Raw genomic sequence first — 12616 nt, forward strand, 5'->3', positions numbered from 1 at the left:
TTCGACTGGGGGCGTAAGTCATGCCGGACCCGGCGACCACAGCTCCTTGATCAGGAACCACGAAGAAGGTAACGGGGGCGTCAGGTTGCCTGTTCGATCCGAACCGACCACGACAAGCGCTTCGTCGAGGTCTCCACCCGCGATGAAATGGGCAGCACAGCGTTCAGGGCACCCACAACCAAAGCTGGGACGTTTCAGTCGCGTTGTGCCCGCGCGACTTTGCTCGACACGGAACCGCGCGTGTATCCCCGCTAACAGGTGGGTACACATGCGCGGCTGACGAACCCAACGGAACCGCATCGCCACCGAGGTGGCAAACGAAGTCACGCGCTCCGCGACAGGTCTCCCCGGAGATGCGCGACCCGTCAGTCGGGTACGTCCACGCTCATGGCGACGATTCCCTCGGTCGCTCCGGGGCAGTAGGCGATGGAAGTCTCGTTCTTGTTCTCCCAGGAACCGTAGTACCAGTTGACGGTGTGGTTCGGCGCGACACGGCACTGTGCGGCCGCCCGGTGCGCCCGTTGGGTGCACCGGGACTGCACGGCCCAGCTCGCGTACGGGTAGCGCTTCACGGTGCAGTCCGCCGGAATGCTCAGCACCGAGTGGGTGTCGCTTCCCCGGACTGCCGCCGAAGCCGCCGAACCATCGGGATCGGATGTCGCGCCAGCCGGAATCGCTCCGGTGACGGCGAGCGCGGCGGCCGCAGCCCAGGCGCTCAGGGTGCGGGTGGTACGGGTCATGATGATCGTCCCCCTTCCCGCCGGCCGATGCGATGGGCCCACGGCCCCCCTCCCCTGGGGATGCCTGGTGTCGAACGCCTGGTGGCGCCCCTCGGCCGTTGGCGGTGACATGAACGTAAACCGATGATCATGGATGGTCGATGCCCTGATCAGGTGATCAGAACCGCGGACCCGGTGTGCGGGCTCGACAAAGCGGTGGGGTGCGGCATGAGCTGGTGCCTCGTGGCCGAACCAGTCGGGTGTCGAGGTGGAGGAAGTCCGCCGCGATGACGCCTCGGTTCGGGTGCTGGGGAACCGCGGTCAGGTCGGGCCGGTGCGGCGGGCGAAAACCCCTAGTTCGCCTCGCCCGTCAACGCGAACGACCGCAGCCGTCGGGTGGCGCCGACCACGCCCGCCACCACGAACACCGACGCCGTGATCAACGCGGTCGGCACCGACATCGTCGACGAGATCAGCGGGGTGTTGCCGATCGCGTCCGCGACGGCCGTCGCGTGCTGGCGGATGCTGAACACGCGCGCGCCGTCGACGAACGACACCAGCAGGTTCTCCCACAGCACGATGTAGACGAGGCCGACCGCGACCGGGCGCTTGGTCATCACGCTCAGGCAGAGGAACAGGGCGCCGTAGGCCAGCGCGCCGAGGGCGGTGCCGACGACCAGGCCGACCGCCAGCGTGCCGGAGCCCGCGATCACGGCCGCGACGGCCAGCGGCACGGCGGTGGCCGCCGTGGTCACCAGCCAGGCCACCAGGAGCTTGGACAGGACGATCTCCGAGCGCGGCAGCGGCTTGGTGATCAGGTGGGTGATGGTGCCGTCGTCGATCTCCAGGCCGAGCACGCTGCTGCCGACGATCAACGCGGTGAGCGGCAGGACGACCGCGAGCCCGAGGTTGGAGAAGACCAGCGGGCCCCAGTCGGACGGGGTGACGTACTCGTCCTCGCCGGCGACGCCCAGCAGGGTCAGCCCGATCAGGACGATCGGCATGGGGAGCAGCAGCAGCACGCGCCTGCGGCCGAGGAGCGCCCTCGCCGTGAGGCCGATGATCGTCGGGTTCATGTGGTCACCAGGTAGGAGAAGACCTTCTCGAGGGACTCGTCCGAAGGCAGGATCGTGGTCAGCCGGATGCCCCGCTCCCTGGCCAGCTTGGCCAGGACGCGGGTGAAGGTGCCGTAGTCGCTGGTGTGCACCTGCAACCCCGCCTCGGCGAGGCTCACCCCGGAGACCGACGATTCGCCCATCAGCGCCGTCGCGAGGAGGCGGTCGTCGGAGGAGGCGATGGTGAACACGTGCGGGCGGGTGGTCATCAACCGCCGGATGTGCCGGTAGTCGCCGGAGGCGGCGAGCCTGCCCGCCACGATCACCTGCACGGTGCCGGAGAGCTGCTCGACCTCCTCCAGGATGTGGGAGCTGAACACGATGGTCCGCCCCTGCCCGGCCATGCCGTCGAGCAGTTCCATCATGTGCATCCGCTGCCGGGGGTCCATGCCGTTGAACGGCTCGTCCAGCAGCAGCACGTCCGGGTCGTGCACCAGCGCCGCGGCGACCCGGCTCCGCTGGCGCATCCCCTTGGAGTAGGTGGAGATCCGGCGGTCCTGCGCGTCGCGCAGGTCCACGACGTCCAGCGCGGCGCGGGCGGCCGCCTCCGGGTCGGGGAGCTTGTGCAGCTCGGCACCGGCCAGGACGAACTCCCACGCGGTGAGGAACCCCGGCACGCTCTCGCGCTCGGTCACCAGGCCGAGCTTGCGGTACACGGCGGGGTTGGCCCACGCGGGCTCACCGCCGATCACGACCTCGCCCTGCGACGGGGCCAGCAGGCCCGCCATCAGGTGCAGGACGGTGGTCTTGCCCGCGCCGTTGGGGCCGAGCAGGCCGGTCAGGCCGGGGTCGATCGACAACGTCACGTCGTTGACCGCGACCACGTTGCCGTACCAGCGGGAGACACCCGCGAGTTCGATGGTGTTCACGACTCCACCCCCTTGTACCGCCACACCGCGGCCGCCGTGCCGAGCGCGACCAGCGCGACCGTGACCAGGCCGTACACCGGTCCGAACGAGTCGATCGGGACGAGCCTGACATCGGCTCCGAACAGCCACTGGTCCACGCCGTTGAGCAGGCTGTTCGGGTCGAGCAGCCCGGCGAGCCCGCCGATCGCCCCGGGGTTCAGCTCGCCCAGGACGGCCGAGATCGGGGCGGTGAGCAGGAAGACCGCGATGATCATGCCGGTGGCGAACACCCGGCGTCCCGACAGCGACGCGATCGGCAGTCCCAGCGCCGCCAGCAGCGAGGCGTGGACGACCGCGGCGACGAGGCCGACGAGCAGCCCGCCGAACTCGTCGAGCACCCCCGCGAGGCCGTCGTCGGTGTTGAAGGCCATGCCGATGAACATGATCAGCATGGGTGCCGCGAACAGCAGGAACGTCGCGGTGGCCAGCGCGGCGAGCTTGGCCAGCGCGTAGCTCGCCCGGCCCAGCGGGCGGGACAGGTACAGCTGGAGCAGGTTCGTGCGCAGGTCCACGGACACCAGTTCGGGCGCGACCACGGCGACGAACACCGCCGCGGCGAAGGTGAAGGTGGAGGCGATGCCGACGTAGTCGAGGACCGGCTCGGGCAGCTGGCTGTTGATGATCACGATGATCAGCGAGGCGAGGCCGGCCAGGCCGATCAGCCCGATCGGCAGCACCTTCGCCCACGGGCTGCGGCCGAGGCCGTAAGCGCTGCGGACACCGTGGACGTAGAGCGCGCGGGCCGAGTAGCCGGAACCGAGCCTCGGGCCGGTGTAGCGCTGGTAGCCGATGTCGTGGATGACGCCGGGCTCAGGCACGGGACACCTCCTCGGCCGGGCGGTCGCGGAACAGGTCGGCGACCTGGTACCGCTGGCGTTCGAGCCGGTGCAGACCGAGGTCGAGGTCCGCGACGGCGTCCCGGATGAGGTCGTACACCGCGCCGTCGTCCTGGCCGAGGCGGACGGTCAGCACGCGGTTCGCGCGGCGCACGTCCAGTCCTCCGGCGGTGAGCGCGGTGGCCAGCCGCTCGGCGCCCTCGTCGATCTCGACGACGAGCAGGTCGTTGTGCTCGGTCATCGACGACAGCGTGGCCGAGCGCAGGAGGGTGCCCGCGTCGATGGCGACCAGCGACGTGCAGATCCGCTCGATCTCGCCGAGCAGGTGGGAGCAGACCACCACCGAGATGCCGAACTCGGTGCCGATGCGGTGCACCAGGTCGAGCATCGCCCGCCTGCCCGCCGGGTCGAGCCCGTTGGTGGGTTCGTCGAGGAGCAGCAGCTCGGGGTCGTGGACCAGCGCTTGGGCGAGCTTGACCCGCTGCTTCATGCCGGTGGAGTACCCCCCGATCCGGCGGTAGCGCTCCTCGTAGAGCCCCACGTGCCGCAACGTCTCCGACGCCCGCTCCCGCGCCGCCGCGGCGGGCAGGCCGCTGACCCGCGCCATGTGCGTGACGAACTCCGCGGCGATCATGTCGGGCGGCAGGCAGTCGTGCTCGGGCATGTAGCCGACCTTCGCCCGGACCTGCTCCCCGTCCGCGATCGGGTCGAGGCCGAGCACGCGGATCCGCCCGCTGGTCGGCGTGAGCAGCCCCAGCGCGAGCTTGATCAGCGTGGTCTTCCCCGCCCCGTTGACCCCGACCAGGCCGACGACGCCCGCCTCGACGTCCAACGTCAGGTCCGTCAGGGCGGTCACCTTGCCGTCGTAGCGCATTCCCAGCGCGGTGGTCTCTATGAGTGGCACACGAGGACCCTAGGGCCGACCGCCCACCCGCCACATCCGGCCGCACCCCTGAGACCGGCGGCCCCCCGACCCCTAGGGGGTGAACGGCGCGGTGCGGTCGGCCCCGGTGCCGGCTGCTCGGTCGCCGGCCCGCGGCGGGAGTGCTCGCGCGGCGCGCGGTCGAGGCGCCTACCCGGTGCCGATGAGCTGGGTGGCGGCCAGTTCGGCGTAGACGCGGTCCGTGGCGACGAGGTGCGGGTGGGTGCCGACGGCGCGGACGCGGCCGGTGTCCATCACGATGATCCGGTCGGCCGTGGTGACCGTGGACAGCCGGTGGGCCACGACGAGCACGGTGGTGGTGCCGGCGACGTCGGCGATGGTGTCCCGCAGCGCGGCCTCGTTGACCGCGTCGAGCTGGGAGGTGACCTCGTCGAGCAGCAGCAGCCGCGGTCGGCGCAGCAGGGCGCGGGCGATGGCCACGCGTTGGCGCTCGCCGCCGGAGAGCTTGACGCCGCGGTGTCCGACCGCCGTGTCCAGCCCGTCGGGCAGGCGGGCCACCACGGCGTCGAGCCGGGTGGTGGTCAGCACCTCCGTGAGCTCTGCCCGGCCGGTGTGCGGCGCGCCGACGAGCAGGTTCTCGCGCAGGGTGCCCGACAGGACCGGGGCGTCCTGCTCGACGTAGCCGATCGCGGCGCGCAGGTCGGCGAGCGGCTGGTCCGCCAGGTCCTCCCCGTCGAGCAGGATTCGTCCGGAGTCGGGTTCGTAGAACCGTTCGAGCAGGGAGAACACGGTGGTCTTGCCCGCCCCGGACGGGCCGACGAAGGCGGTCATGCCGCCTGCCGGCACTTCGAAGGTCACGGCGTGGTGCACCTCGGGGAGGTCCGGGCGGTACCTGAACCGCACCTGCTCGAAGGCGACCGCGGCCGGTGAGGTCGCGACGCGTGGTGATGCGGCGGGCGGTGCGGTTGCGACGGGCGGTGACGCGACGCGTGGTGACGCGGCGGGTGGGGCGTGCGGTTCGGTGGGGAGGGCCTCGACCTCCTGGATGCGGGCGATCGCCGCGGCGGCAACCTGGTACTGACCGGCCACGTGCGTCAGTTCCCTCAGCGGCGGCATCAGGTAGTACAGGTAGAGCAGGAACGCGATCAGCGTGCCGACGTCGATGTCGCCGGAGACGACGCGGGCGCCCCCGAAGGCGAGCACCATGATGAACGACAGTTGCAGCGCCAGCCCGCCTGTGCTGCCCGCCACCGCGTGCCACGTGGCGGCCCGCACCCCACCCCGCCACGCCCGCACCGCCGAGTCGTGCAGCCGATCGCGTTCGCGCTCCTCGGCGCCGGACGCCTTGATGGTGCGCAGGTTCCCCAGCGCGCGCTCCATCGCCGCGCTCATCGCGCCGACCGATTCCTGCGTGTGCTCCGCGGCGCGCGCGATGCGCGGCACGACCACGCCGAGGACCACCTGCGCCACGCAGAGCACGGCCAGGACCACGACGAGCAGCACCGGGTCCAACAACGCCATCATGGTCATCGTGGCCAGGAGCGTCAGCACCCCCGTGACCCCGTAGACCACCGATCGGGTGCTCACCTCGCGCAGCAGCGTGGTGTCGGTGCTGACCCGCGACATCAGGTCACCCGGTTCGGTGTCGTCCAGGGTGGGGATCCGCAGCCACAGCAGCCGCGACACCAACCGCTGCCGGGCGGCCAGCACCACCGACTCGGCGGTGCGCTCCAGCAGGTACGCGCCGACCGCGCCGATCGCCGCGTGCGCGAGCACCAGCACGCTCATGAGCACCAGCAGGCCGGTGACGACGCCCCCCTCCGCCAGCCCGGTGATCAGGTCCCGCACGACCAGGGGCAGCGCCAGGCCGGTCGCCGCGGTGCCCGCGCTGAGCAGCCCGCCGAGCAGCAGGTTCGTCCGGAAGGGACGGACGTGGTCGAGCAGCACCCGCCACGCCGGTAGGTCGGGTCGTCCGCTCACCGCGGCCACGGTCCGCGATCGGCGGGCCGCGACCACGTCACCGGACCGGGGGATGCTGTTTCGTCACCAGGTGGTCCTCCAGGACGAGCGCGTCCAGCGGCATCGCGAGGAACGCCGCCACCGCGTCGGCCGGGGTCTCGACCAGCGGTTCGTCGCGCCGGTTGAAGGACGTGTTGAGCAGCACCGGAACGCCCGTCCGGTCCGCGAAGCGGCACAGCAGCCGGTGGCAGACCTCGTCCTGCTCCGCGCTCACGGTCTGGACGCGGGCGGTGCCGTCGACGTGGGTCACGGCCGGGATCACGGCGCGCGCGGCGGGGCGGACCGGGACCGCGAACGTCATCAGCGGGCTGGGTCGGTCCAGTTCGAAGAACTCGTGCGCGCGTTCCTCGACCACCACCGGGGCCAACGGACGGAACCACTCGCGCTCCTTGATGACCGAGTTGACGTGGTCGCGCACCTCGGGCTGCCGCGGGTCCGCCAGGATGCTGCGGTGCCCCAGCGCCCGCGGGCCGAGTTCCGAGCGCCCCCGGTACCAGCCGACGACCTCCCCGCGTTCGAGCCGGTCGACGACCTCGGCGAGCAGGTCGTCCTGGTCGAGGCGGGCGGACCGCACCCGCGACCGCACCGCGTCCAACGCCCGGTCGACCATCGACGTCGGGTACCGCGGCCCGTAGTACGCCGTGCGCATGGTCGTGTCCACCGGCAGCCTACGCCGCTTGACCTCCAGCAGCACCTTGCCGATCGCCTGGCCGTCGTCCCCCGGCGCGGGTACCACGAAGACCTGGTCGAACGCCGACTGCCGGGCGACCCGTCCGTTCACCACGCAGTTCAGCGCCACCCCGCCCGCCAGGCAGAGCCGGGTGGACCCGGTCAGGCGGCGCGCCCGCTCCGCCAGGCCCAGCACGATCTCCTCCAGGATCACCTGGCCGGCGTAGGCGGTGTCCATGTCCGCCCGCGTCACCGCGTGCCGGGCATTCCCCGGCGGAGCGCCGCGCGCGGCCACGAACCCGTCCCACAGCGCCTGGTCCTCCGGCGTCGCGGACCCCCACCCGAAGAACTCCCGGCCGAGGGTGTTGGCCAGCACGGCCCGGACGAAACCCGGGGCCACGCGGTACGTGCCGTCCGGCAGCGTCCCGGCGTGCTCCCGCAGGAGGTCCAGCAGCGGGGACGGCCGACCGTAGGCCGCCAGTGCCATCGTCTTGCCCTCGGCGTAGAGCTCCCGCATGCCCGCGAGCGCCCCGACGGCGGTGTAGAAGTGGCCGATCGACTCCGCGGCGAACGGGCCCGAGGACGGGTTGAGCTCTTCGACCAGGCGCAGGTCCGGTCCGACGCCGTGCCAGATGGACGTGGTCGCCAGGTGCCCGCCCGACTCGCCCTGACCGTCCAGCACCAGCACCGCGGCCTCGTCGTAGCCGGACCCGAAGAACGTGCTGGCGGCGTGGTACAGGTGGTGGTCGCAGGGCACCAACCCCACCGAGTTGTCGATGTAGTGGTCGTCGTCGCCGCCGAAAGATCGGCTGTACCGGTCGATGCCGCGGAGGTGGTGATAAGCCAGCCCCGAGTTCCAGTGGTGTTTGTAGCGCTCGCCCACCCGTTCCGAGGCCAGGGCGACGATCTCGCCCTCCGGGGTCAACAGCGCGATCCCGCCGTCGTGCCACGTGCTCGCGTGGCCGTGCACCACCGGGGGCGTCACCGCGAATTCGTGGACCGCTTTCCCCGGTAACCCGTCGACGGTTCCCGGTCCTGTGTCCGACATGCGGCGCACCCCCCAATGATCAAATGCCGACTCGCGGGTGTTCGAGGGAACCCGATTATCTCTACCACTCCGCCCGGGATGAGTAGTACCGTTCTGAGGGGGGCGGGCAGATATTCCACGTGCGATAAAAACCACGCTGCTCCGTCCGGGCTCCACGAGTTGCGTCGCGCGCAGGGGAGGCTGCGGTGGGAGTGCTCCCGTTCACGGATTCCACCGCGTTGCGCGACGACGCGCGCGCGCTGGCCGACCGGCTCGCGGAGGACGGTTATCTCCACGTGCGCGGCCTGCTGCCGGAACCGGACGTCGCCGCGGTCCGCGACCACGTCCTCGCGCTGGCGCGGGAGGCCGGCTGGCTCCTGCCCCCGGACGGCGCGGAACCGCCCCTGGCGAACCCGCGCGCGACCACCTGGTGGCCGGACCCCGACTACGTCGCCCTGCACGACCGGATGTGGCGCAACCGCGACCTCCACGCCCTGATGCACACCCCGGCGCTGCTCACCCTGCTGGGCGCGCTGTTCGGCGAGCCGGTCCTGGTCCACCCCCGCAAGGTGCTGCGGGTGGTGCACCCGCGGTGCGGCACGACGCCCCCCGAGACGGGCTGGCACCAGGACTACCCCGGCATCCAGGGCTCGAAGCGGGCGCTCGCCGTCTGGACCCCGCTGGCGCCGGTCGAGCCCGGGACCGGGGCGTTGACCGTGCTGCCCGGTTCGCACCGCGCGGGGCTGCTCCCGATGCGGCTCAGCAACGACGCGATGGTCGGCTGGGAGGCCGACACCGACACCTCCACCGTCCACACCGGGCACCTGGACCCCGGGGACGTGATCATCTTCACCGTCTTCACGGTGCACAGCGGCAGCGCCAACGAGGGTCCCCGGTTGAGGCTCTCGGTGGACTGCCGCTACCAGCCTGTGGGCGACCCGGTCTGCCCCGGCAGCCTTGAGTTCGACGACGGGAAAACCTGGGACGACGTCTACCGCACCTGGCCGAACGGTGGGCGGGGCGATCCGCTCTCGTACTACTGGCGCCGACTCCCGCTCACCCCCGCCGATTACGACTCCAGCCCGGACGCGGCCCGCGACCACGAGGTCATCGCCGCGGCCGAGGCCGGCAACCCCGATGCCCGACGGGCCCTCCGGATGATCGCCGTGTACGGCGTCGACCACGCGATCACGAGCCGGGCGAAAGCGCTGTTGCGGACGCTGCCCGTCGAGTCCCGGTCGGTTCCCGGGACCGGGCGGACGTGCTGCTGACCACCCCGGGTTCACCCGGCGCGCTGGACCGCGCGGTCGCGCTCGGGCGCACCGACCTCGACGGGGGCACGCTGGTCCCGGTGGCGGCCGATCACGCGGCCGGCGCGCACGGGGTGTCCGCCCACCCGGGCAGCGTGACGAGGGAGGTGCTGCGGGCGGGAGCGGCGATGGGGTGGCGGCCGCCAGGACGGCGGGGCTCGACGTGGACATCGTCGACGCGGGCGTGACCGGTCGGCCGGTCGCCGGCGTCGACCGGGTGACCTGCCGCGACGCCAGGGGGTGACCTCGTCGCGGCGAACGCCGTGTCCGACCGGGACACGGGGCTGCTGCTCGACGCCGGCCGGACCGTCGGGGCGCGCGTCGGCGGCCGGGCCTGGTCGTGCTCGGCGAGGTCGGCGTCGACAACACCACCGTGGCCGCCGCCTGCTGGACCTGCGCATCCGAGCCGGCGAGGGCGTTGGCGCCTGCCTCGCGGCCGGGCTGCTGCGCCGGGCCATGGCCGTCCGCGCGACCACCGCGCGGACGGCCGACCCGCCACCGGCGTCCTCCCCGTGAGAGGGCCGCGTCGGCCTCGCCGCGGCGCACGGCGACCGCGGGCGGGCGCTCAGGCGGCCGGGCGGGCAGCCGACCGGGCGCACGTGCCGGCGCCGGGACCCGCCGCCGAGCGGGTCGCGGTCACAGGCGGAAGCCGAAGGACGCGACGAAGGCGAAGTTGTCGGACGAGTTGCCCAGCCGCACCAGCAGGAAGTCGTCGTACAGACCGGGCGGCACGTCCGTGTCGACCTGGACGCGGACCCCGAGGTAGGCGGGGAACGCCAGGCCGGAGAGGTCGACCTCCACCTCCTTGAGGTTGTCGTCGGCGCTGGTGAGCCGCTCACTGGCCAGCACGACGCGGTCGGCGTGGTTCGGCTGGGCGGGGTCGGGCACGTAGGCGGCGACGGTGATGAGGTGCCCCGGGTAGCCCTGGAACGTCTGCACGTCCCTGGTGCGCACGACGATCGTCGTCGCGTCCGGGGCGGCCGGGTCGGTCTTCTCCAGGGTGAGGGGCAGCTCGACGGAGAGGCCGCTGTAGTTGGCGTCACCGTGGATGCCCGGCTCGTCGCCGAGGTGGATACGGCCCTGCCAGACGAGTTCCGCTTGCGGGGTCAACGCCATCATGTCCTCCTGGGTTCGTTGCCGGTGTCTGTCGTTGCCGGTGTCTGTCGTCGTCGTGCGGGCGGCCGTCGAGGCGCGGCCGGTGGTCGTCGTGGGGGAGCGCCGCGGCGGCGGGCCGTCACGGGTCCGGTGTGCCACGGCGACCTCCTCCACCTCAGCGCTTCCGGATCGGCACGACCACCGGTCGGTCGTCGACGTCGACCACCCGGACCCGCGCCTCGTAGTGGGTGGCGAGCACGTCCTCGGTGATCACCTCGCGCGGGGTGCCGCTGGCGACCACCCGGCCACCGGCCAGCAGGACGACCCGGTCGGCGTACGCGCCGGTGATCGACAGGTCGTGCATGGTCGTCAGCACGGTCAGCGCGCGGTCGCGGCGCAGCGCGTCCACGAGGTCGAGCACGTCCTGCTGGTGGCCGATGTCCAGCGCGCTGGTCGGCTCGTCCAGCAGCAGGAGCCGGGTCTCCTGGGCGAGGGCCCGGCCCAGGAACACCCGTTGCAGCTCGCCCCCGGACAACGTCCGCAGGGTGCGGTCGGCGAAGTCCAGCAGCTCCAGCCGCACCAGGACCTCCCGCACCACGTCGAGGTCCGCGGCCGACTCGCGGCCCAGCCGGGGCAGGTACGGCGTGCGGCCGAGCAGCACGTAGTCCGAGACCGTGATGCCCGCCGGCACGACCGGCGACTGGGCGACCGAGGCCAGGACGCGTGCCCGTTCGCGGTGCCGCATCCGCCGCACGTCCCGGCCGAACAGCCGCACGGCGCCGGTCGCGGGCACCAGGCCGCTGACCGCGTTGAGCAGGGTCGACTTGCCCGCGCCGTTGGGCCCGATGACCGCCACCCACTCGCCGGCGGCGACGGTCAGGTCCACCCCGTGCAGGATGCGGTTGCCGCCCAGCTCCACCCGGAGGTCGCGGGCGGTGACCACGGGCTCGGGGGTGGTCACAGCCGCGTCCTGGCCCCGGTGCGCAGCACCAGCACGAAGAACGGCGCGCCCAGGAACGCGGTGACGACGCCGATCGGGATCTCCGCGGGCGCGGCGGCGGTGCGCGCCACCAGGTCGGCCAGCACCAGGAACGCGCCGCCCACCAGCATCGAGACCGGCAGGATGGTGCGGTGGCTGGCGCCCGCGAGCAGCCGCACCGTGTGCGGCACGATGATGCCGACGAACCCGATCAGCCCGGAGACCGACACCGCCGCCGCCGTGCCCAGCGACGCCGCGGCCGTGAGCACGTACCGCGTGCGCTGCGGGTCCAGTCCCAGCCCCGCCGCTTCCGCGTCGCCCACCGCCAGCACGTCCAGGTCCCGCCGGTGCGCCAGCACGACCACCGCGGTCACGACCGCGTAGGGCAGCACCAGCAGGACGTCGCGCCAGCCCGCGGTGCCGAGCCTGCCCAGCAGCCACGAGTAGATCTCGCGGATGGCGTCGGCGTCGCGCTGCATCAGGAACGTCTGGCCGGCGGACAGGAAGGCGGACACCGCGACGCCCGCCAGGATCAGGGTGGCGGGCGAGCGGTCGCCACCGCCCGTCGCGAGCGCGTAGGTCAGGGCCACGGCGGCGACCGCGCCGACGAACGCGGCCAGCGGGGTGGCCAGCGGCAGCGCCGCCGTGGCGCTGCCGCCCGCGCCGCGCCGCAGCGTGATCACCGCGGTGACCCCGAGGCCCGCGCCCGCCGCCACGCCGAGGAGGTGCGGATCGGCCAGGGGGTTGCGGAACACGCCCTGGTAGCAGGCGCCGGCCAGGGCCAGCAGGCCGCCGACCAGCAGGCCCAGCACGACCCGGGGGAGCCGCAGTTCGACCAGCAGCGCCCGCTCCCGCTCCGACAGCCCGCTGTCCAGGTCGACGCCCGGCAGCAGGGAGAGCAGTTCCATGGCCACGCCGGGCAGGGGAAGGGCGACCGGCCCGGTGCTCACCCCCAGCACCAGCGCGGCGAGCACGGCCAGCAGGCCGATCACCAGCCACACCGGCCGCAACCGCGGGGGCCTCAGCGCCACCGGGTCGGACGCCTGCCCCGCGGGT

Annotated in this window: 12 protein-coding genes; 2 read left to right on the forward strand and 10 right to left on the reverse strand. The window is 72.8% G+C overall.

Translation table 11 applies throughout. The annotated features are described in order from the left end of the window. Nucleotides 1–365: 365 nt before the first annotated feature. The 7 genes from ACFP3R_RS29275 to ACFP3R_RS29305 all read right to left on the reverse strand — a co-directional run bounded on the left by ACFP3R_RS29275 (nt 366) and on the right by ACFP3R_RS29305 (nt 8134). Entirely contained in the window at nt 366–740 is a 375-nt protein-coding gene (locus ACFP3R_RS29275; RefSeq protein ID WP_380640539.1) for a hypothetical protein, read from the reverse strand. Between the two features lie 332 nt (nt 741–1072). Next, a complete protein-coding gene (locus tag ACFP3R_RS29280) occupies nt 1073–1795 on the reverse strand; it encodes an ABC transporter permease (RefSeq protein WP_380640541.1) in 723 nt (240 codons plus the stop codon). Further along, nucleotides 1792–2703: an ABC transporter ATP-binding protein gene (locus ACFP3R_RS29285; RefSeq protein WP_380640543.1), complete on the reverse strand. Its 912-nt coding sequence runs from the start codon at nt 2701–2703 to the stop codon at nt 1792–1794. The genes ACFP3R_RS29280 and ACFP3R_RS29285 overlap by 4 nt, the downstream gene beginning before the upstream one ends. After that, nucleotides 2700–3560, reverse strand: a complete 861-nt coding sequence (locus ACFP3R_RS29290; protein ID WP_380640545.1) for a hypothetical protein — start codon at nt 3558–3560, stop codon at nt 2700–2702. Before ACFP3R_RS29290 ends, ACFP3R_RS29285 begins: the two co-directional genes overlap by 4 nt. Further along, nucleotides 3553–4482, reverse strand: coding sequence for an ABC transporter ATP-binding protein (locus tag ACFP3R_RS29295; protein WP_380640547.1), 930 nt, complete (start codon nt 4480–4482; stop codon nt 3553–3555). Before ACFP3R_RS29295 ends, ACFP3R_RS29290 begins: the two co-directional genes overlap by 8 nt. Nucleotides 4483–4650: 168 nt before the next feature. Next, nucleotides 4651–6441, reverse strand: a complete 1791-nt coding sequence (locus ACFP3R_RS29300; protein ID WP_380640549.1) for an ABC transporter ATP-binding protein — start codon at nt 6439–6441, stop codon at nt 4651–4653. A 37-nt stretch (nt 6442–6478) separates the two neighbouring features. Next, on the reverse strand, nt 6479–8134 hold the full coding sequence (locus ACFP3R_RS29305; protein WP_380640551.1) for a carbamoyltransferase family protein: 1656 nt from the start codon (nt 8132–8134) through the stop codon (nt 6479–6481). Nucleotides 8135–8382: 248 nt separating this feature from the next. Here ACFP3R_RS29305 and ACFP3R_RS29310 point away from each other — a divergent pair, with 248 nt between their 5' ends. Both ACFP3R_RS29310 and ACFP3R_RS29315 read left to right on the forward strand, forming a co-directional pair. Further along, a complete protein-coding gene (locus tag ACFP3R_RS29310; RefSeq protein ID WP_380640553.1) occupies nt 8383–9447 on the forward strand; it encodes a phytanoyl-CoA dioxygenase family protein in 1065 nt (354 codons plus the stop codon). After that, nucleotides 9438–9674, forward strand: coding sequence for a hypothetical protein (locus ACFP3R_RS29315; protein WP_380640555.1), 237 nt, complete (start codon nt 9438–9440; stop codon nt 9672–9674). The genes ACFP3R_RS29310 and ACFP3R_RS29315 overlap by 10 nt, the downstream gene beginning before the upstream one ends. A 448-nt stretch (nt 9675–10122) precedes the next feature. On the opposite strand, the gene ACFP3R_RS29320 is transcribed toward ACFP3R_RS29315, so the two are convergent. The 3 genes from ACFP3R_RS29320 to ACFP3R_RS29330 are packed head-to-tail and all read right to left on the reverse strand — an operon-like array spanning nt 10123 to nt 12591. Continuing rightward, nucleotides 10123–10740 carry a hypothetical protein gene (locus tag ACFP3R_RS29320; RefSeq protein ID WP_380640557.1) on the reverse strand — a complete coding sequence of 206 codons (618 nt, stop codon included), beginning with the start codon at nt 10738–10740 and terminating at the stop codon, nt 10123–10125. 16 nt (nt 10741–10756) lie between these two features. Next, on the reverse strand, nt 10757–11542 hold the full coding sequence (locus tag ACFP3R_RS29325) for an ABC transporter ATP-binding protein (RefSeq protein WP_380640559.1): 786 nt from the start codon (nt 11540–11542) through the stop codon (nt 10757–10759). Beyond that, nucleotides 11539–12591 (reverse strand): FecCD family ABC transporter permease, encoded by a 1053-nt coding sequence (locus tag ACFP3R_RS29330; protein ID WP_380640654.1) that lies wholly within the window; start codon nt 12589–12591, stop codon nt 11539–11541. Before ACFP3R_RS29330 ends, ACFP3R_RS29325 begins: the two co-directional genes overlap by 4 nt. Nucleotides 12592–12616 lie beyond the last annotated feature (25 nt).

Origin of the sequence: Saccharothrix lopnurensis, from assembly GCF_042658445.1 — a bacterium.
In the GTDB taxonomy this organism is placed as follows: Bacteria; Actinomycetota; Actinomycetes; order Mycobacteriales; family Pseudonocardiaceae; genus Actinosynnema; species Actinosynnema lopnurensis.